The sequence below is a fragment of the Mesorhizobium sp. Pch-S genome (assembly GCF_004136315.1).
Taxonomy (GTDB): Bacteria; Pseudomonadota; Alphaproteobacteria; order Rhizobiales; family Rhizobiaceae; genus Mesorhizobium.
In genome coordinates this window covers 4,126,634-4,149,231 of record NZ_CP029562.1, presented here as the reverse complement: position 1 = coordinate 4,149,231, position 22,598 = coordinate 4,126,634, and the positions used below count along the sequence as shown (strand labels likewise).

At 61.9% G+C, this 22,598-nt stretch carries 10 protein-coding genes; 7 read left to right on the top strand and 3 right to left on the bottom strand.

Features of this window, described 5'->3' with window-relative positions; translation table 11 throughout:
* Positions 1-4 precede the first annotated feature (4 nt).
* From C1M53_RS19355 to C1M53_RS19325, 7 genes are all read left to right on the top strand, one after another.
* Entirely contained in the window at positions 5-6,808 is a 6,804-nt protein-coding gene (locus C1M53_RS19355; RefSeq protein WP_129413716.1) for a YDG domain-containing protein, read from the top strand.
* A gap of 75 nt (positions 6,809-6,883) precedes the next feature.
* Positions 6,884-7,357, top strand: coding sequence for an invasion associated locus B family protein (locus tag C1M53_RS19350; protein ID WP_245488629.1), 474 nt, complete (start codon positions 6,884-6,886; stop codon positions 7,355-7,357).
* Positions 7,358-7,753: 396 nt separating this feature from the next.
* A complete protein-coding gene (locus C1M53_RS19345; RefSeq protein ID WP_129413714.1) occupies positions 7,754-17,926 on the top strand; it encodes a hypothetical protein in 10,173 nt (3,390 codons plus the stop codon).
* A gap of 201 nt (positions 17,927-18,127) precedes the next feature.
* Positions 18,128-18,838, top strand: a complete 711-nt coding sequence (locus C1M53_RS19340; protein WP_129413713.1) for a hypothetical protein — start codon at positions 18,128-18,130, stop codon at positions 18,836-18,838.
* 69 nt (positions 18,839-18,907) lie between these two features.
* Positions 18,908-19,603: a hypothetical protein gene (locus C1M53_RS19335; RefSeq protein WP_129413712.1), complete on the top strand. Its 696-nt coding sequence runs from the start codon at positions 18,908-18,910 to the stop codon at positions 19,601-19,603.
* Positions 19,604-19,747: 144 nt separating this feature from the next.
* Positions 19,748-20,386 (top strand): hypothetical protein, encoded by a 639-nt coding sequence (locus C1M53_RS19330; protein WP_129413711.1) that lies wholly within the window; start codon positions 19,748-19,750, stop codon positions 20,384-20,386.
* Positions 20,387-20,608: 222 nt separating this feature from the next.
* Positions 20,609-20,902, top strand: coding sequence for a hypothetical protein (locus C1M53_RS19325; protein ID WP_129413710.1), 294 nt, complete (start codon positions 20,609-20,611; stop codon positions 20,900-20,902).
* A 25-nt stretch (positions 20,903-20,927) separates the two neighbouring features.
* Here C1M53_RS19325 and C1M53_RS19320 read toward each other — a convergent pair whose 3' ends face one another.
* Genes C1M53_RS19320 through C1M53_RS19310 form a run of 3 tightly spaced genes read right to left on the bottom strand, consistent with a single transcriptional unit; the run spans position 20,928 to position 22,586 of the window.
* Positions 20,928-21,608 (bottom strand): GNAT family N-acetyltransferase, encoded by a 681-nt coding sequence (locus C1M53_RS19320; protein WP_245488210.1) that lies wholly within the window; start codon positions 21,606-21,608, stop codon positions 20,928-20,930.
* On the bottom strand, positions 21,565-21,996 hold the full coding sequence (locus C1M53_RS19315) for a tail fiber protein (protein ID WP_245488209.1): 432 nt from the start codon (positions 21,994-21,996) through the stop codon (positions 21,565-21,567). Before C1M53_RS19315 ends, C1M53_RS19320 begins: the two co-directional genes overlap by 44 nt.
* Positions 21,997-22,055: 59 nt before the next feature.
* Positions 22,056-22,586, bottom strand: coding sequence for a tail fiber protein (locus C1M53_RS19310; protein ID WP_129413708.1), 531 nt, complete (start codon positions 22,584-22,586; stop codon positions 22,056-22,058).
* Positions 22,587-22,598: the final 12 nt, after the last annotated feature.

Below are 22,598 nucleotides of genomic sequence, written 5' to 3'. Positions count from 1 at the left end.
AAACATGAACAGGATCTACAGGCATATCTGGTCGAAGAGTCTCGGCCGTCTGATCGTGGTGCCGGAATGCGCGCGCGGCTCCGGTGGCGGCAAGGCCGGACGGCGCAGGAACAGGCTGGCAGCGGGCACCCGGATGGAAGGCGGCGCTGCGGCGAGCACCCTCGCGGCGCTGCTGTCTTCCACCGTGCTCGTCTCCCCTGCCCTGGCGCAGGAAGCACTGCCCACTGGCGGACAGGTTGTTTCCGGTTCGGCGACGATCGGCGCGAACGGTGGCGCCATGACGATCAACCAGTCCTCCGACAGGATGATCGCGAACTGGCAGAGCTTCTCCATCGGTGCGGGTAACTCCGTCACCTTCAATCAGCCGGGCGCAACCTCTACTGCCCTGAACCGCGTGACCGGGCAGGATCCTTCGCAGATCCTCGGCAACCTCACCGCAAACGGGCAGGTCTTCCTGATCAATCCCAACGGCGTGGCCGTCGGCAAGACAGGTCGCGTGCAGACCGGCGCCTTTGTCGCTTCAACCCTTGGCATCAGCAACGAGAAGTTCCTCGCCGGCCACTACAATTTCACCGGCACAGGCGGATCGATCGTCAATGAAGGCGATATCGCCGGCGGCACCGTCGCGCTGATCGCGCCATCCGTTTCCAACGCTGGCACGATCACCGGCAACACCGCGCTTGCGGGCGGAACGGACGTGCTGCTCGACTTCAATGGCGACGGCCTGCTCTCCGTTGAGGTGAAGGGTTCGACCATGGAAACGCTGGTCGAGAACAAGGGCGTCATCAAGGCGAGCAAGGGTGTGGCCATCCTGACGGCCAAGGGCGCATCGGCAGCCATGAAGGGTGTCGTCAACAACACCGGCACCATCGAAGCAAATTCCATCGGCACGCGCGACGGACGTATCCTGCTGCTTGGCGACATGCAGCACGGCGAGGTCAAGGTCGCGGGCAAGCTGAAGGCGAGAAAGGTCGAAACCTCCGCCGCGAAGGTGAAGATCGACAAGACTGCTAAGGTGGAAACCTCCGGTGGCCACTGGCTCATCGACCCGGTCAACATCACCATCGACGCCGACTACGCGGCAGCACTCCAGGCGTCGCTTGCCACCGGCGATGTCACGGTCACCACATACAACGCGGCCGGTGGCGACGACGGCAACATCACCGTCAACGCTCCGGTGACATGGGGCTCCCATGTCCTGACCCTGCGGGCGGACAAGGATATCGTCGTCAATGCCAGCCTCAACTCGACCGGCACGACGCTCGCGGACGGCCTCGTTTTGCAGTATGCGCAGACGAACGCCGCCGGCAGCTACACGATCAATGCCCCCGTCAACCTTGCCGCCGGCAGCCTGTTCCGCACGCAGAAAGGCACCGCTGCTGCGATCGACTGGACCGTCATAACCGCGCTTGGCGCGGCCGGCAGTACCACGGGCCGGGACCTGCAGGGCATCAACGGCAATCTTTCCGGCTACTACGTGCTGGGCGCCGATATCGATGCGACGGCGACGGCTGGCTGGAACGGCGGGGCGGGCTTCGACCCGATCGGCGATTACGCAGGGAAATTCACCGGCGGGCTTGATGGACTCGGCCATGTCGTCAAGAAACTCACCATCAATCGTCCGGGCGAAGGTAACGTCGGCCTGGTCGGCTTCATGGGCGGCTCAGAAGGCAATGGTGGCCAGATCGGCAACATCGGCGTTTCCGGCGGCAGCATCAGGGGCGCGTACAACGTCGGCGCACTGCTGGGTGGCACCGAATGGGGAACGATCACCAATGCCTGGTCCACTGCAACGGTAGAGGCGATGGGAGATGGCATTGGTGGCCTTGTCGGCTACAACAGTCGCGGAACGATCAGCCGCTCCCACGCGTCCGGATCTGTCCTCGTGCCCACCAGCAATTTCGCACGCTGGAATGTGGGCGGCCTTGTCGGTTTCAGCAACGGCGCTGTCTCGGATTCCTTTGCCACAGGCAGCGTGAGAGCAGACAACGCCAACTCCGTCGGCGGTCTGGTGGGCCTTTTGGAGGGCGGAACGGTCCTGCGCTCCTATGCGACCGGCGCGGTCAGCGGCAACAACAATGTCGGCGGGCTGGTCGGCTACATGAAGTTCGATACGAACACCGTAACCCAGTCCTACGCGACAGGCAGCGTCAATGGTGGCGGCTACGTCGGCGGGCTGGTCGGGTGGCTGTCAAAAGGCACTGTGTCCCAGGCCTTCTCGAGCGGCAGGGTCACCGGACAGGTATATGTGGGCGGCCTGGCGGGCGTGGCCAGTCCGGGATCATTCATCCGCGACAGCTTCTTCGATCGCGAAAGCGCGGGGACCGACCGGTTCATCTACTGGCAGCCAGGCTGGGGGTCCCCCACCATGTCCAATGTCGGCGGTTACACGACGGCGGAGATGCTGACACAGGCGACCTATGTCGGTTGGGATTTCGCGAACGACTGGTACATGATCGAGGGCAACACCCGACCCTTCCTGCGGTCGGAATATTCGACCGTCATTTCCAGCGTCAACCAGCTTCAGCTCATGGCCCTGAATGTCGGCGCCAACTACCGGCTGCTGCACGATATCGACTTCGGCAGCCTCCTGACCGACGACAGCCGCTCCGACATGTGGGCGACGTCGTCCTCCGCGGGCAAGGGCTTTTTACCGGTCGGCGACAACGCCAGCATGGGGTTGTTCACCGGCAGGTTCGACGGGCAAGGCCATACGATTTCCAACCTCGTCATCAATCGTCCCGATATGGATGGCGTGGGCCTGTTCGGTCAGACCTACTACGCGCAGATCCGCAATGTGGGCCTTGTCGGCGGCAAGGTGATCGGACGACACAGCACCGGATCCCTCGTCGGCTCGACGAACAACGGAACCCTCGACAACGTCTTCTCGACGATGAACGTCAGCGGTGCGAACTACACCGGCGGCCTGGTCGGTCAAAACAACGCGCAGATCAACATCGCCTATTCCACGGGCACCGTCACCGGCGCCGACAATGTCGGCGGACTGTTTGGCAGGACATTTTCCACCGTCAAGAACGCCTATGCCAGCGGCGCGGTAAGCGGCAGTCAGGCTGTCGGCGGGTTGGTTGGAACGAACCAGGGCACTCTCGATACCGTCTACGCATCGGGCGCGGTCAGTGGCAGCCAGAATGTCGGCGGGCTGGTTGGCATGAACCTTAGCACCATCACCAACGCCTTTGCCGCGGGTGCGGTCAGCGGCAACAACAATACTGGCGGACTGGTGGAACAGAACCAGGCCACGATCAGCAACAGCAGCTGGAGTTCCGCTGCCTCGGGCCGCGCCAGCGCTTGCGGCAATCCAAACTGCCAACCACTGACGGACCTCACACTGCAGCAACTGAACGATCCATTCCGCCTCATCGCGGCGGGCTGGGACTTCGCTTCGGTCTGGGCGACGCCAAAGGCCGGTGGCGCGCCGGTCATTCGTGGTCTGACGTCAATCCCCATCTATAACTACTACGTACGGGTCGGCGGCAATGCCACCGGCAGCTATGGCGATACGCCGTCGACCAGCGGCGTCGTGTTCAGCGGCATCGGTGCAGGCAATGTCACCGCGGGCTGGGGCAGCGGGATCAACACGTTCAACGCCGGGACCTATGGCTGGGCCACACCGGGCATGCTGTCGATGAGCTATGCGACGGGTGATGCCAGCGACTACTTCATGGGTTTTGACACCGGTGGCCTGACGATCAACAAACGCGTGATCTCGCTTTCCGGCAGCCGCGGTTACGACCGCACATCGGTCCTCAATGCATCGATCTTCAGCCTGCTCAACCTCGCCAATGGCGAGACGCTCAACCTGACCGGCCAGGGCATGATGGTCGACAACGGTCTCGGAACCGGCAAGGTCGTTGCGCTCGGAACACTCGCGCTTGGCGATGGCACGGGGCTGGCCTCCAACTACACGCTTACCAACGGCACCTATGCCGTCGACATCGTCCGCGCCGTCATTACCGGCATTTCTGGCATCCTCACTGCAAACAAGACCTATGATGGTTCGACCGCAGCCTCGTTGAACCTGTCAGGCGCGACCTTCCAGGGGCTGGTCGCCGGTGAAGAATTGCTGCTTTCTTCCGCGACAGGCGCGTTCTCCGACAAGAACGCAGGAAACGGCAAAACCGTTACCATCACGAACTTCGTGCTCGGTGGTGCCGATGCCGATCACTACATTCTGGACCTTGGTGCGATCACCACGACCGCGAATATCGCCAAAGCTGTGATCAGCAGTGTCAGCGGCATCACCGCATCGGACAAGGTCTATGATGGCCAGGCCAATGCGACCCTCAATCTTTCGGGCGCCGGATTCTCCGGCATGGTCAATGGCGACAGGCTGACGGTCGCCAGTGCAACCGGTGCGTTCGGTAACAAGAACGCCGGCAATGGCAAGAGCGTCACCATCTCCGGGCTGGTGCTGGGTGGCGACGATGCCGACAACTACACGCTTGCCAACACCACGGCTTCGACAACGGCCACCATCGAGAAGCGTAGCGTTTCCGTCGGCGGTTTTACCGCCGCAGACAGGGTCTACAACGGCTTGACGGGCGTCCAGATCACCAATGTCGGCTCGATCGACAGCATGGTCGCCGGTGACGATCTGGCGTCGACATTCCTTGCCGCCACCTTCGCGGACAAGAATGCCGGCAGCGGCAAGACCGTCACCGTCAGCGGCATCGCCCTGTCGGGCGCCGACGTCGCCAACTACACGCTGGTGAACACGACGGCGACGACGAGCGCGAACATCGCCAAGGCGACGATTTCCGCCGTCACCGGCATCACCGCGTCGGACAAGGTCTATGATGGACAGGCCAATGCCACCCTCAATCTCTCGGGTGCCGGCTTCTCCGGCATGGTCAATGGCGACAGGCTGACGGTCGCCAGCGCAACCGGCGCGTTTGGCGACAAGAACGCCGGTAACGGCAAGACCGTGACTATCGCCGGGCTGACATTGAGTGGCGACGATGCCGGCAACTACACGCTTGCCAACACCACGGCTTCGACAACGGCAACCATCGAGAAACGCAGCGTTTCCGTCGGCGGTTTTACCGCCGCTGACAGGGTCTACAACGGCTTGACGGGCGTCCAGATCACCAATGCCGGCACGATCGACAACATGATCGCCGACGACGATCTGGCGTCGACCTTCCTCAATGCGGCTTTCGCGGACAAGAATGCCGGTAGCGGCAAGGGTGTCACCGTCAGCGGCATAGCCCTGTTGGGCGCTGACGCCGGCAACTACACGCTGGCCAACACCACAGCGACGACGAGCGCGAACGTCACCAAGGCGACGATTTCCTCCGTCACGGATATCACCGCCGCCGACAAGACCTACGACGGCTCGGTAGCAGCCACCCTCGATGCCAGTGCTGCCGGCTTCACCGGCATGGTCAATGGCGACAGGCTGACGGTTGCCAGCGCCACAGGTGCGTTCGGCGACAAGAACGCCGGCAACGGCAAGACCGTCACCATCTCCGGCCTGACGCTGGGCGGCGACGATGCCAACAACTACACGCTTGCAAACACCACCGCATCGACCACGGCCGATATCGCCAGGGCAACGATTTCCGCCATCACGGGCATCACCGCCGCCGACAAGGTCTACAACGGCTCGACCGCAGCCACCCTCGATGCCAGCGTTGCCGGCTTCACCGGCATGGTCGATGGCGACAGGCTGACGGTTGCCAGCGCAAGCGGCGCCTTCCTGGACAAGAACGCCGGCAACGGCAAGACAGTCGTCATCTCAGGCCTGGCGCTGGGTGGCGACGACGCCGGCAACTACACGCTTGCGAACACCACGGCTTCCACGACGGCCACCATCGAGAAACGCACCGTTTCCGTCGACGGCTATAAGGCCGCCGGCAAGGTCTACGATGGTTCGACGGATGCCCAGATCACCAACGCAGGCGCAATCGACAACAGGATCGCCGGCGACGATCTGTCGTCGACATTCCTCACCGCGACGTACGCGGACAAGAACGCAGGCAACGGCAAGACCATCAGCATCACGGGCATCGCGCTGTCTGGTGCCGATGCTGGCAACTATACGCTGGCCCGCACGACCGCGACGACCACGGCGGACATTGCAAGGGCGAACCTCTCGCTGGTCGACTTGACCGCCGCCGGCAAAACCTATGACGGTAACAGATGGGCAACGGTCACGGGCGGCCGTCTCGACGGGGTGCTGGCAGCCGACCAGGTGTCCTTCGCCTATTCGAGCGCCCTGTTCTCCGACAGGAATGCTGGTACAGGAAAGGTCGTGATCCTCGGAGGGGTCACGCTTTCCGGTCAGGATGCCGCGAATTATGCGATCGCCGAAACCGCCGTGACGACGGCCGATATCGCACGCGCAACGATCTCGGCGATTACCGGAATTCGAGGTGTGAACAAGACCTACGACGGAACCACGGATGTACGGCTCGACTACGCGCAGGCTGTCTTCGTCGGTGCCGTGGCCGGCGATGCGCTGCAGGTTGGCGCGGCAAGCGGCCAGTTCATCGACGCCAATCCCGGGCAGGGCAAGACGATCAGCATCACCGGCTTGCGGCTTGGTGGCGTCGACGCGCAAAACTACGTGCTGAACAACGACATCGCATTCGCCACTGCAGATGTGAATGCACTGTTCAACCGCCCTCTTCCGCCGCGGACGCTGGTTCCCGAAGGTTTTTCGACCACCCAGCTTTTTGCCTTCGGCACAGCACACGCGCATGCAGACCCGGCACTGGTCGAGTTCCCGGCATGGCCGTGGGTCTCGTTCGCAGACGAGGCGACATTTTTCGGGAATGGACAATAAATGGCCAGCAATCGGTTCTTCAGAAAAACCGTCCAGATCGTGGCCAGGGCGCTGTGTCTGCCCGCTCTCCCGGCGATGGTTGCGCCAACGCTGGCAGCACCGTTGCCCGGTGGTGCCGGTTCGCTCGTCGAAACCTATCAGGACTGGGTTGTGGCCTGCCAGGGGCGTGACGAACAGAGCTTTTGCGTTATGCGGCAAGTGCAGAGCAACAACCAGACGGGCCAGAATGTCGTCACCGTCGAATTCTCGGCCACGCAAGGCAAGCTCAATGGTGTGCTGCAGCTTCCCTTCGGATTGGCACTCGCCGATGGTGCCAGCGTGAAAATCGACGCCGATGCGAAGAGCCAGCCAGTGCCATTTTCCACTTGCCTGCCACAGGGCTGTCTCGCACCGGTGTCATTCGAAGCGGACGATGTCGCCAAGCTCAAAGGTGGCACGGTTCTCAACATTGCAGCCAGATCGTTCTCACCTTCCCAGCCGCTCGACCTGAAGATCTCTCTGAGAGGTTTCTCGGCCGCGTTGAGCCGTGTCGCCGAGCTGACCAAGTAAGATCAGGTGGTTGCCGGCCCAATCCGGCCGACCATCGCCAGCTTTAATCGCGTTCTCCAATACACAGCGAAAGCCTGATTTGTCCGGCAAATCATTTCAGGAGAAAAATGGAAGTCGGCATATTAGAAAACTCTAAACCATTGATTTCATTTAAAATCCGATACTATTTTCACAAACTAAAAATAAGCTCATATACGTATATGGAAGTTCGTCGGCGAAGCCATTCGCTAAGATTTATGTCTGTTTGAGAATCACCCAAATAAAGTCTTTTACAAGCCTACTTATTCGTCTTATCGTTATACTTCGTGTCTATGTAGAATTGAAGCCATACCCAAGTTCTCATCCGCCGGATGCAGAGCATGGACTGGTTGTGCTCTGGCATGTTGGGGGACGGGTATGATCGCTTTCAAACGCGACGCAAGTGGCGTTTACCTAGCTGATACCCCTGCCAATGCCCGAGTAGCTTTCCTGTTTCAGGACGCGACCCGCAGTGACCCGACATTCAACCTGACGGCAGAGAGCTGGATCGATCCGGCGCAGCTGGGTTACGTTGCCTTTTTCGCGCCTTCGGCCACACGCGACTGGAAAGCTTTCGAAGCCGGCATCCGCGCTGCCTTTACTTCCAACTCCGGAACGCAGATCGGCTGGTTCCCGGAACCGCTGACCGTCGCGCCGGTGCTGGTTGCGGTAATGGGACAAGGCACTTCCACGCCAACGGTCTCGCAGTCCTTCTCCCTGGCGTTCAGGCAAAGCGTGACGTTCCAGGTACAGCCGGACCTGTTCGGGCTGTCGACGACGATCCTGTTCGACGATGCTTCCAACAGCCTGCAGATCGCCAACAGTCAGCCACCGGCCGCACTGCTTTTGACGGCGACGCCGCCTGCGGGTGCCACGGTAACCTTCTATTCACAGGCGCCTTATGCCAGCCTGGCGCTCACCGGACCATATGCCGGAACGGTGAATGCGGCGTTCGACCTCGCCGCCACGGACCTCGTCCAGTTCGAAGCCGGCCTGATGTATTTCAGCCCGCCAACGGGTGGCGGGCTGGTCGGCGCCTTGAGCTATCCCGTCTTCCGTGGCGCTGGTGGAGCGACGACGCCGTTCGGCTTCAACGTCACTTTGGATGTTCTTGGGCCACTCGACGCGTCGCGCAGCTTCTTCCAGTTCACCGACCCGCTGCTTGGTTCGACCTTCGTCACCGCCAATGGCAAGCCGTTCGCCCTCAGCACCGTCAACACTGGTGATATCGGCACGGCCAGCCGCCTCGTCTTTGCTGGTCGGCCGCAGCAATCGCCCGGCGAAGAGCGCTATTACTACCTGGCGCCGGCAGGCCAATTCGGGCTGGCACTCGACACCGGCAGCGATCGGACAGCTGCGACAGGCACTGAAACCGTGCAGATGCTGTGCGGCGTCACAGGCACCGAGTTCCTGGGCGTCACGGTGGGCGACATACCCGACAAGTTGCAGTTCGTACCGGGACAGCCGGCCTACCGCATTCCGTCAGCACAGGATTCATCGACGGATCCGGCCTTTCTCGATGCCATCGCCACCACCTCGTGGGTGCAGTTGATCGTCCAGCAAGGCAGCTACGTCTCCCAGCCGGAACGCGCACCGCTGTACAAGCAGCCTTCCAGCTCATCGGCCCTCCTTGAAGGAGCCCCTCCGGCCTCGGGCCTCGATGTCTATGTGCTCGATTATTTCCCGGTGGCATCGTGGAGCGCTCAGGGCGACGCCCCACCTGTGCCACTGGTTCCCTATGCCGGGCTCGCTTTCTCCACCGACCCCGGCCTGAACGCTACGGACTATCTCGAGATGGAGTCGCGCGCGCTCAACCCGAGGCGCGCTGCCGGGTTCATTCCTGCACCGACGCTCAAATCGGAGCGGGCGGCTTCAACCGACGCATCAATCCTTGCCATGACGCCGCAAGGCATGCTGGCCGAGCTTGCCGGCACGCCGCTGGCGTGGACAGGGCTGCAGATGGCGACCAGCGCCGCCGGCATCCTCGAATTCGCCGACATGGGCCCGTCGATCTGCAAGGCGGTCCAGCAGAACCAGATCTTCACGGTGATCAGCGAAAACCCGGCCAGTGCCGACCCGCTCGGCAAGGGACAGTCCCTGTTCGACTTCTCGGCCGACAAGCTCGAAATAGGCGACTGGACCTTCGATCTTTCATCGGGCGGGCTGGCCGCACCGGACGGCACGCCGCCGATCTTCATGATGAAGTTCTATCCGGGCGAAACGATCGAGCAGCTCGTCGCCGACACGAGGCTGTGGTCGCAGCCCGACACCTTCAACAAGACCTTCACCGCCACCGCCGCACAGACCTATCTGCAAAAGCTGATCGCCGATGCGAAGGCCAGCGTGTTTCCCGAAGGCGGCGGGCAGCCGGACACCACCTCGCTCTACTGGAACTTTTATCAGACAGTCACCAACCCCGCCTTCAACGGCATCCTCGCCGTCAACTGCAACATGCAGCTCGACGAGCTGCCGACCGCGGTGCGTGCCGTGCTTGGCGGCATGCAGGATCCGGGCATTGCCGGCTTTCGCGTCCACCATGTCGGCATCGAAATCAACAACACCGATCCGTCACAATCCGTGCCGACGCTGGCCCAGAGCGCGACCTTCGCATTGGTCGACTATGAGAAGGCGGCGACCAATTCCGCGCCGGCGGCCGGCATCGATTTCGGCTTCGAGGTCGAGTATCTGCGCGCGCTGTTCACCAATTCCGAGCTGCGCAGTTTCGCCTGCGAGATCAATCTCACCATCAACAAGCTGTTCAAGGTCGGCGTGAGCCTCGACCCTGGCCAGGACGCACCCGCCGGAGACGGGGCCAATGTCATCGCCATCATGGGCTCCTACCAGGCGCACGCGACCAGCGGCGACGACAGCAGCTCCGGACAAGGCGTCTATTCCTTCGTCGCCCAGGGTGACTTCGTCTTCGACTTTGCCGACAACAAGTTCCTCAAGCAGATCACGCTGAGCAAGCTGCAATTCTCCTTCGACGAGGAGACGCCGGCAACCTCGCCGAGCAACGGCACCACCACCCATATCAAGGCGCATTTCGGCATATGGGGCGACATCGAATTCAACGAACTGCAGGTGCTGGACCTGTTCTCGTTCGAAAAGCTGGTTTTCTCCAATCTCGGCATCGAGGTCGGCTTCGACCTGACCATCTACAATCCTTCGGTGCAGCAGCAGCCGTCGACCGACAACCTGTCGCTTTCCTTCGCACCAGGCGACTTGCGGCTCGATCTCGGCTCTACCGAAAAGCGCAGTGGCGCCGACAGCCTGCTCGACATGATCCCGTTCAAGCTGCAGTCGTTCCTCTATTCGGGTGATGCCGACGAGACGATCGAGAGCCTGAATTATTATTCGCTCGGTTCACTGCCTGGGCTCGCCGAAAACGGCATCACGCTGCAGGACAATTTCAACTACGCTCTGATCTTCGACCTCGATCTCGGCTCGATGGGCGGGCTCGTGGGCTCGCTGTCCGCCTTCAAATTCAGCGTGCTGATCGGCTGGCTGAGCCCGGAGGACGGAGGCGGCCTTGCCTTCGGCATCCAGCTGCCGCAGGTCGACGGCAAGCTCGAAATCAAGATCGAGGGCGTGCTGACCATCTCGATCGAGCAGTTCAACCTCGAATACGCCGCCAATGCCGATCCCAGGATGCTGGTGCTCGGCATGCACAACTGCTTCATCGAGATATTGGGCAACCGGCTGCCGCCGGACGGCACTATCAGCATTGGACTGTTCGCGCCGACCGAGGGCGCTGACCAGATCGGTTGGATCGGCGCCTACAACCAGGGCAAGGACGGCGGTGGCGGCGGCGACACACAGGAACTGCTCGTACCGGGACGGGCGCCTGTCAGGGCCGGAGCCGCAAGCGATGTCTTCGATCTGGTCTATCTCGGGATCGGCCAGCGGGTTGGTCCCGATCCGACCAATCCGCCCGCCAATTTCGACGATTTCCTGAAGTTCATGCAGGACGATTTCTGGGAAGCCCTGCAGAACAAGAAATATTCCGACATCTACCATCCCGACGGCAAGTGGATCATCGTCACCGACTTCAATCTCCTGAAAGTCATCCAGGTCGGCTTCGTCTTCTATGACGTGACGCCATTCTACGCGCTGCTGCTGCGGTTGACCGGCGGCGCCGGCAAGGGTGCGGAGATCGAGGTCGTCTACACCAAGATATCCGACACGATCGGCAAATTCGCCACGGTCTTCAGCCTGCCGGACAGCCTGCGCACGTTCCAGGTCGGCGCTGCCTCGCTGACGTTGCCGACGCTCGGCGTCGACGTCTACACCAATGGCGACTGGAAGGTCGATCTCGGCTTCCCGGACGGCGACAACTGGAGCGTCTGCTTCCAGGTGCAGGCGCAGGCCGGTCCCATTCCCGTCACCGGATCGGGCGGCTTCTACATCGCGAGCCTGAGTTCCGCCACCGATCCCGACGTCTTCAGGGGCACCTACCAGAGCATCCTAGCCTTCGGGTTTGCCGCTCGGCTTGGTGTCGGCAAGGATTTTACTGCAGGCCCGCTGAAGGCCGGCGTGAGTGTCACGTTCTTCGGCATCATCCAGGGTGCAGCCGGTTATCTGACCAGCGGCGGCGGCGACCTCGCCAAAAAACCCGACGCGCTTTCACTGCAGGGCCAGTTCGGCATCATCGGCGAGCTCTATGGCTCGATCGACTTCGTCATCATCAAGGCCAGCGTCAATGTCCGCCTGCAGGCATCGATCGGTATCATCCTTGCACTGGAGCCGCCCAGCGTTCCAGGTGGCGGCAGCGGCTCCATCCTGCTCTACATCGAGGCCAGTGTCAGCGTCAGCGTGATGGTCCACATCAACCTCTTCCTGTTCTCCATTTCGATCAGCTTCAGCTTCAACGCCTCCTTCCGCTTCGAGTGGCAGCTAGCCGGTTCCTCGCAGCAGGCCAGGGTCGAGAGTTTCGCCGGGCTGAGACAGAGGCTTCTTGCCAGCGTCGCGCCGAGCGTCGGGCTGCTGCCTAACCTGCCGAAAAATCTGCCGATCCTGTTCCTGCCGGAATTGACGGTGGTGTTTCCGGACGCGACGAGCAACGGAGCGCCGTGGGTCGTCACCTCGCTCGGCGTGCAATATGACGACAACCCGCCGCAAAACCCGACCTATGCCGACTTCAAGCCATTCGAGGCCGTGACGACGCAGCTCGCCACCTTCGCTGTCATGCACGCGCTGAACCTGGCGGCCTACAACTCGGAAGTCCTGCTCGAATTCGACCCGGCCAGCGGCACGCTCGGATTGAAGGAGCTCGACAGCGACCCGGATGCGCTGACCGGATGGATCGATTATCCGACGGTGCTTGGCCAGCTCGCCAATTTCGGCGCCACGCTCGCCACCCCGACTGCGGATGCCAAGGCAACCGTGTTCCCTATGCCGCCGTTCCTCAATATAGCCACCAGCGGGCGTGCGGACGGCAACGGCAACGCGCAGGACCTGTCCTATCAGTTCCAGGCGCAGAACCCTGTCTCGCCAAGTTACCTGCAGACAGTCGATGCCTATTTCAGCCAGCTGTTCGTCAACCAGACCTCGAATCCCTCCTCAGCCAATGTGGGCAGCGGAACGACCCCGCTGTCGCAGGAGATTTTCCTCGACTACTTCAAGGGCCTGATCCGCGGCGCGATCCACGAGCTTCTGGTGACGATGCAGAACAGCGGGCTGACCTCGTCGCCGCTCGACAAGCTGTTCATGGCGGCAGTTGCCGCACCCACCCCGGGTGCGCAGACGCGTTTCCAGGGCCTCGCCGGGCAGATGTCGAGTGCGCTGCGTGGCGGCGTACGCCTGCCTTATACCGCAGGCCTAACCGTGCCTGGTGGTGCAGCTTCGACCCTCACCAACCCGCTGTATGCGCTGTTGTGGCAGGAATTCCCGGCAGGCGGTTTCGCCAAGAGTGACAGTTACAGCATCACGCTGACCAACCCCGACAAGACGCAGGGCTGGCTCGCCACGAACGCCTCGTTCTCGCTCACCAAGAACGTCCTGTCTCAGTATCAGGGCCTCACCGAGGCATCCGTTACAGCGCCCGGCACTCCGACGCCGATCGCACTCAGCTCGACAGGTCCTCAGTCCTTCGCGCTGGAGAATGCCATCGTCTGGACGCCATCCGGCGCCAGTGCCCTCAGCCTGCGGCCGTTCGCGCCCAGCCTGGCGAAGCTTCAGACGAACGAAGGCACCGCCGCCATTCCCGCGCTTGTGAAATCGCGCCAGGCACAAGGCGCGTATATGCCGGACGGCACGCCGCTGCCGACTGGCGATATCACCTTCGCCACCAGCGTCACATTGACGGTCAAGCAGATCCCCGGCGCCACGCAGGGCAGCATGCTGCCCGATGTCTACGCACTGTCCGGCGCCAGCCAATCGGACGAGGCTTTGCTCGGCCGCATCCTGGACGATCTCAAGGCTGGCGACCGGCCGATCGATGCGATCCAGATCCTCTACCAGACAGCGGCAGGCGCCCCGGGGCTCGTCTCGGCCACGGTCGATGCCGACGCCGTGTTTGCACTGCGCACCAACACCACGACGGTATCGCAGCCGCCGCAAGGACTGCTCGGCTTTGCGTTTGACCTGCCGGCCGGCGTTTCGGTCGGTGCCAGCACCGATGTCGGAAGTGATGGCGGCTATGGCTTCCTGCAGATCATCCAGCAGGCGACCGTCACCAACGCGCCGGGCTATTATTTGCGTTTCATCGACAAGAGCGGAAATTCGCTGCCGACCGCGCTCTTCGTCAAAGGCGTGGCACAGGTCACCCTGCTGGTGACCTACAAGCCTGGCAGCGGCAGCAACCAGAACGGTTCGCCACTGGCGATCCAGCCTTATCACAATGCCGTCGTGCTGGCCGGAACGCAGAACGGCCTCGTCTATTATGCCGAGACCGCCGATCCAGCGCTGGAGACGCGCTACGTCAAGGTTGCACCCGGCACCTTCGGTGTCGAGCTCACACGCGCCGAGAGCGTCATGCAACTCGCGACACCTGCTCGCCTGGCAAAGAGCAAGCGGCTCGGCGCGGCGAGCCACCATGCGCGTAGCGATATCATCGAGGCATTGCGCGCATCCGGCGTCACCGACGATGACGACCTGCATGAGGCTCTGCTTGCAGCAGGTGCGACACCGGCAGCGCTGAATTCCCTCTACAGCCTCATCACCTACCAGGTCCAGGCGACGACAGGCTTCGTCCTGAGCAATCTGTCGGCACCCATCCAGCCGCAGAAACCCGATCCGTCAGCGACCACCAGCACGTATCGCGTGTTTGCGCCGCTCTACAATGTGGCGACCGCCAATGTCGGTTCGCCGACACCCGATCGCTATGCTTCCATCGGCGACAAGTTCGCACTGTCGTTCTTCGTCAACGACGCCTTCGGCAACCAATTACCGACGCCAGCGAGCTACAGCGATACCAATCTCTACTTCGACCCGCTCGTGCCGGTCGACCAATGGCCCGGCATCCTGCCGACCTATGGCTTCAATGCTTCGCAGGCGAACACGATCGAGATCACGCTGACGCCGAGCCAGGCTGCTTTCAGCGGCATGTCGGCCGACCAGAAAGCCGCGGCGCTCGCCAACTTCCGCATCATCGAAGATCAGATCAATGGCCCCGGCGTGTCGTTCTATGTGGAGACAAGCCTCGCGCTTCAGGCCGACGGCAGCAGCTTCGCCAGTTTTGCCGTCCCGGCCGCCGATACCAGCAAGGTCACCGGCATGGTCGCAGGCCTGGTCGACTGGCTTGCGGGTACCAGCACGAACTTCCCGAGCGCTGTGACCATCTCGATGCCTGTGAGTGGCCCAGGCGCACTGCCGCCGCTCTTCGAGATCGTCGTGCTGCTCGGCATCACGCGAGACGCCAATCTGATCTCCCCCTATCTGAAGGACCAGTTCGGAACGATCCTGGTACCGTCGGCCCAGAACGTCGCGACCGGTTTTGTCCCGGCAACAGGCGGCGCCAGCAACATGTCGCAATTCGCCGCCGCCTTCACCGGTGCTTTCCCCGCCCAGAAACTGGCGGTGGGCATGAACGGCACCGACGCTCCGTCCGGACAGAAGCTGTCGAGCACGGGGCTTGCACGCAAACGGCTCAAAGCCTTGAAGCTCGCACAGGACGGAACCGGCAGCGCGCAACGGGGTTCGCAGCCATTGTGGGCCGCAGCAGCATCGCTGCTCGATATCACGATCGGCGTCGCCGGAGCTGGTCCGCGCTTCCTGTCACCCAAGCCGCTCGACAACGTGCTCAACAGCGCCAGTGTGCCGATGCCGGCACTATCGACCAAACTGCCGGCGCTGCCAGCGCAGCAGTTGTTCGTCGACACCGACCTCGACCAGCTCAACCGGACATTCTTCCAGGCCGTGGACGACGTGCTGTCACCGGCCTCGGCGGCAAAGGCTTTCGAGGTCGCGCCCGGTGCCTACAATCAGATTGCGCTCGGCCGCGAGACGCTGGCGCAGAAATACGCGCAGTATGAGGTGGACTGGCTGTTCGGTCCGCAATCACCATTCACGGGCACGACGGCGGCACTGGCAATCGCTCAGGACGTGTTCGAACAGCAGATGCGCGCCGCCCTGATGACGGCGTACTCCGTCGATACCATCGTGCAATACGATGTGACCTGGAACCAGCCCGTGTCGGCCGCCGCCGACGGCAACATCGAGCTTTTCGGCCAGATCGAAGCAGTGCTGGCCGGAAGCTACAGCTGGAGCGGTACGACGCTGTCGGCAACGACCGGCAATCCGCATGGCCTGACCGATGGCAGCCGGGTGCTCATGATGTTCCAGGCGAGTTCCGGCCAATTGCCGACGAACGGTGTCTACGACGTCGACGTCACTAGCGACACGACCTTCACCATCACCATGGCGGCCAGCGGCTCGGGCGCCGGCACCTTCTCGGCCACACGGCAGAACTCCGGCCTGTCAACCGCGCATGTCGGCATCAGCAGCACAGGCGCCAGTCCGCTCACTTTCCTCTATGGCGATCCCGATGCCGCGGCAGCGGCGGTTGTGCCGTTCGACCTGCGCTTCGCCGTGACCAATCTGCAATACTTCCTGGCCCCGGCGGGCGCCCCGGGCGAGGCACGCCCTTCGATCTGGCTGCAATTGATCGATCCCTATCCACAGGGCGTACCGCATATCGGCCCCGCCGACACGCTGACGACCATACCGGTGGTCTACCGCCAGTATCCGACGCCGCCGACAATGATCGGCCAGACATGGTCGAAGTACACGCCGGCATCGGCTTCGGGCAATCCGATCGCCGACGGCGCGGACTGGAGCTACCTCTATACCTATCAGGCGTTCCTGGTTGCCCAGGATCAGATCAACACCGCCGTCACCTACAACACCAGGCTCAGCGCCGCCTCGGACAGCTCACCGAACCGCGTCGGCGACGGTCCGGGCATTGATGGCCCCTATGATCTGTTCACGGCGCTGGCGCGTACTTCTGCGGTCTATGGCGCCATCGGTCCGCTGCTGCGCAACCCCGCCGATCCGGCCTGGGCAGACGCCGTTGACGCTTTCGCCACCGCCATCGGCGAAGTGACTGCAAACAAGGACTGGAATCCGGGTCTGAACCTTGTCGATGCGCAGCGCCTGGCGAGCGTCACGGACAGCTACGTCGTCACCGATGCACTGCAGCCGGACGGAACGACGCGGCTGATCGAAGTGCAGTGGCCAGCCGCGCAGGGTGAATCGAGCTTTGCCAATGTCGCGCTGACCGTTACCGCGCTCGACCCGTCGAACCTGACTCCTTACCCGAACCAGCATCCGGTCCAGCCATCGCCACCCAACGGCCTGTTGTTCGAGGTAGAGAATGCCGCGTCGGGTGGTTTCGGCGTTGCGCACACGATCGAAGTCGATGCGCTCAATGTACTCGCGGCAGAGAACGCACTGGCCGTCGTGCAGATCGAGCGCAACCTGATCACGCTCGAGGCCGCTGACAAGTCGGCGTGGCAGGTGGTGTCGGAATTCGTCTACAAGACGCCGCAGGTACGGCCGAGCCAGCCCGTCACCCCATTCATCGACAATGCCACACCGATCGACGTGACGACACTGCCCGGCCAAGGGGCCGGGAGCGCCTGCCCATCGTCGCCAGCGAGCCTGTGCCAGCGCATCTACACCATCATGGCGGACCTTCTGGCCGACCCGACGCAGACACAGTCGCTGCTCGGTGCTCATGCGGCCGCCAATCTCGCGGATGCGACGACAAGGCGTGTGAAGGTGGGTTGTTCGTATCAGTTCCCACTGCCCGCGGTTGCCGGAGGCGCTTTCGACAGCGCCTCGATCAGCCCGCTGGTTCCGATCGTGTTGGCGCGCTCGTTCGAGATCGATGGCCAGCAACCGGCGCAACTTGGCGATTTCGCGGCGCTTTTTGCCGAGGCGATCGCCGGCTGGGCATCCGGCAACGACATCGTGTTTGGCGCCAATGCAGTGCCGGCCGGGGCAATGCTGGTCTTCGACATCACGCTTTATGCAGCGCTCAGCGGCGTCAACACGCCGGTGCTGCGCTTCAGCAATCTGCAACTGAAGCTCACGGACATCGACGCCAACTGACCGCCCTGGCGGCTTTTGCGGCGGCGTCGCGCGGACATGACCGGAAGGAGGAAAGCCGTTTTCGAAACCTGATGAATCGGGCCGCAGCCATGAAATGTGGCCGCATCTCCGATGACGAGACAACGACAGGGCGACGGTAAGGCCGCCGCTCGACAACGTGCAGGACCAACAGTCTTAAACCGCAAACCGCGAGGCAAATCGATGGCAACGACCGCGAAATACAATATCCTCGGTGCTAATGCATCCACCACCAACTGGGACGGCTCGCCGCTGACGCTGGCCTACCGCGAAAGTGCGGCAATGCCGCAGACGACCAACGGTTCGATGGTCTTCGCCTACCAGAACACCGCTTCGCTGAACAATGCCGGCAAACTGGCGCTGACTTCGGGTGGCTCGCAGCCATCATTCCTCAACGCGCCGGCACTGCTCTCGCAGCCCAACATCCTCGTCAACAACTGGCAGGCGAACAACCTCAACGTCACCAATGTCAGCGTCGCGGCCGCCACCCCGATCTGGATCGAAGCGTTCGGTCCCGGCCTGCCCGGCCAGAAGCCGGTCACACTCGCCATCAACACCGCGCTGACCCTCAAGCCTGGCGCTGTCGCGCAGGGGACCTCGACCCCGAACTGGATGCAGCTGGCGCTTGGAACGAATACGGGCCAGTTGATCATCGTCGCCGTCGTCGGCGGCCCGCAGGATGCATCGGGCAACAACGCCTATGCCATCGCGCTGAACTCGCCCTCCGGCAACACCGGCCCAGGCACGGGGACGCCAGCTCCGCAGGGCTATTATGCGACCACGGGCGGCAACAACTATTCTTTCGAATTCAACTGGGGTTCCTCGGTTGTCTACGTGGCGAACATGTCGCCTTCGACTGCCTCGTCCCTGACGGCACAACTGCTGTCTCTGTGACTGAAACGCGGGAGCCGGCCCACGCGCCGGCTCCCACCACAACGGCGGCAAGAAATAGGACTTCCCGACATGCGCGACGTCGTCCCGGAAGGCATGGTCAACGCGGCCTGGAACGGCTTGCCGCAGACGCTCGCCGTGCGCGGCAGCGTAACGATGCCGCAGACGCCCAACGGCTCCCTCATCGTCGGCTACTTCAACCAGTCGCAGCAGAACAATGCCGGCAGGCTTGCCATCACTTCGGGCGGCAGCGATCCGACGATCCTTCCGGTTCCGGCGCTGGCCCGGATGATCAGCATCTTGACCGCGAACTGGCAGGCCAACAACCTCACGCTCACAAACATCAGCGTCAATGCCGCGACCCCAATCCTCGTTCAGGCCTATGGCCCGGGCATCCCCGGCATGCAACCCGGGCCGCTGACAATCGGCACGCCGGTCCAGCTGGCGATGCGCCAGGCCGTTCAGGGAACGACGACACCGAACTGGATGCAGCTCGGGTTCAGTGCAAGTACGAGCAATCTCGAAGTTGTTGCCGTCGTGGGCGGTCCCCAGGACCAGTCCGGCAACAACGCCTATGTGATTGCCCTCAATGCACCAGGCGGCGACACCGGGCCGCCCCCCTTGCCGGCTCCGCCGGCCGGTTTTTTTGCAACCGCCGCCGGCAACAGATACGCGCTGCCTTTCAACTGGGGCGCTGCGTCTGTCTATGTGGTCAATCTGTCGCCGCAGACGGCAGCACCAGTGACGGCATTGCTGCAGTCTTTGTAATCTATGCCTTTGAGCATTTTCGCCGCGGCCTCAGTTCGAACGGAAGCCATGCCGCCTTCGGAATTCACCCTATTCGATCAGCCCCCCGCAGCGTCGGATTGGAATGGCTTGCCAGTGACATTGGCAGTGCGTCAAAGCGCAACGATGACGCAGACACCGGCCGGGTCGATGATCCTGGCTTTTCAGAACAGCTCTCCGATGAACAATGCCGGCAAGCTGGCGCTGACCAGCGGTGGCGGCCAGCCACAGTTCCTGCTGGCGCCGGCGCTTGCGCTGCAGCCGACAGTCCTGATCAGCAACTGGCAGGCCAACAATCTGAACGTGACCAACATCAGCACGAACAACAACACGCCGATCTGGATCGCTGCCTATGGCCCCGGCATCGGGGCGCTGCCTGTAACATTGCCGACCACAGGCGAACCCATTCCAGTTCCCGTCAACGGTACACTGCAGGCGATCACCGAACCGCAATACATGCAGCTTGGCTTCCAGGCCAATTCGGCCAACCTGTGCCTGTTCGCCATCATCGGCGGACCTCAGGATACGAGTGGCAACAATGCCTATGCCATCGCGCTGAACTCGCAGTATGGCGATACCGGCCCCGGTCACCCCACGCCGGCCCCGGCCGGTTACTATGCAACGGCTGGCGGCAACAGCTATTCATTCGACTTCAACTGGGGAACGTCGATCCTGTTCGTCGCTTTTTTCGGCAGCGGCTCCGTCGTGAACCAGCCTTCCAGGCTGATGACCGCACCGCCCACGATAAGCCTGGAGGCGTTGTAGCGCGGTGAAAGGCCGTAAAGCTGACGACCTCGCCTTGCCGACAGGCAATCACTGGAATCCGGCAGATCATTCCGCCTTGTATTAAAGGAAAGATCCAACGGAACCTTGGCATGCCTTGAAAAAATACAATGTCGGAAAGCCGGCGCACACGTTATTCTCGAAGAGGCTTCGCACAAGTGCGTGACTTGTGCTTTGCCAACGATCCGATGGGGCGGATAAATCATGGAAATCGTAACACTCAGTCATTTCGCCGGCAGCGTCGGCAGCGCGTTCGACATCGAGCTTGGAGAGAGTTCGGTAGCGCTTACCCTGGCGGAGGCCCGCCCTTTGCCGGAATCCGGCTTTCCCGGAATGCGACGATCTCCCTTTTCCCTGATGTTCCGGAGCGGTTCGCAGGTGGTGCTGCCGCAAAAACTCTACAAGCTGAAAAACGCCACCCTCGGTCAGATGGACATCTTCCTCGTTCCCGTCGCCAGGGATAAGGACGGCATCGTCTATCAGGCGATCTTCAACTAACGGGTTCTGGCTGCCGCGATGACGCTCAGGACGCCGTCCATTGCATCTGAATGTGCGTGTCGCCGGCTTCGGTTTCACGAAAGTGCAGGCGGCGATAGAGAGCCTGAGCCCTGACATTTCGACGCTCGACATGCAGCATGACGCTGGCCGAGCGGGCCCTGGCTTGGCGCTGGATCGTTTTCAGCATGACCTGCCCTTTGCCGAGGTTGCGCCACTGTGGCAGGAAGCCGATGTCGATGACGTGCCATTGCTCGGCGGCGGTATCGACATAGAGCCTGCCAATCGGCTCGTTCCCGTGCAGCAAAATAAGGAAATCAGCCTCTGAGAACCGCGCCACATAGTGGCGATGCTGCAGATCGAACTGCTGGTCGATGAACGCCCATTTCAGTTCCGGCGGCCAGGGCACCGGTTCCATTTCGTCCATACGGAAGGACCAGTAGAGCCGACGCAGGAATACAATATCTTCATACGTCGCTGCGCGGGCCGCGCCATGAGACAGCTTGAGCTGAGAATTCGCACCGGCAGGAAATGCCGGCAACGGTTCCACGCCAAGAAGCCCCATCATCCAAAGGACGGGAAGGCGCCCGCCATCGCTATACAGTAGTTGATCGCGATGTAGGGTTGCCGATTCTCGTGTGGCTGGCTGCCGCCGTTTAAACCTATCATGTTGGGTATGAACTGCGCGTTCGCCTGTGACCCGCGACAAATGCACTTGTGTTCGCCGGCGACGTCAAAGAATTGCCGGCGGAGGGCGAGGCCGCTTTCTTGGTTCCATCACTTTGATTGTATATCGTAAACTGATGCATGTGGGCCGGCATTTCGGCCACCGTCAATGTCTCGCTATTTTCGCCGAACGTTTCGCCAATGGCGCGCGGAGTCAATCCTGGCCCCCGGCCCTGATTGCAGCCAGCGCGATTGACGAGGTTAGGCAGCTGAAAATTGGTGGTGCCATTGCCGCCATAATTGACGCCCAGCAGTGAGAAAAGCGCCGAATACTGTTGGATCGGCACAAGCGAACCACTGCAGAACGCCCATCCGCGGGGAGCGAAGTTGAAACCGAAAACCTGTATCTCACCGATGAAAGGCGTGGTCATTGGGACATTCCTGCGATCTTGATGACGAACCGGTTCCGTTAAACAACCCTCAGCGCTGTTCAGCCTTGCGATGGGTAAATTCCGGCCCAGGCGATGCAGAACTGCACCGTCAAGGTCGGCATTGTGTTGTCGTGAGGTGAACTTCCACCGCTGGGTTGTGTCGATTGTGGAGCGGAAACCACGGGCGCAGCTCCGGTAAGATCGGTCACGTACATCGTGTCGTTCGTAACGGCACCGAGTTCCACGGTCGTGCTAACGGAGGTGGCGTTGGCGGTCGACTGCGTCGCGGTCATCGAATGATTGTGCTGCGGTATCTGCATCGGCAGCAAAGTCACTGATTCACTGCCTGCCATCTGGCCGATAATGTAGCGCGAAAGGCCGGGACCAGTCCCCTGGTGTATCGGAACGCGCCCGGAAAGTTGGGGAGTGGCGAAAGTAACCTGTCCGTCGCCTCCATAAGTCGTACCGATCAATTGGTACAGCACTTCATACTCGGCAATGGAATACAGTCCTCCATTGCAAGGCAGCCATCCGTTCGGCACGCGCGGAAAACCGAACATCCGGATTTCGCCAACATAGGGCTCACTCATCGATGATCTCCG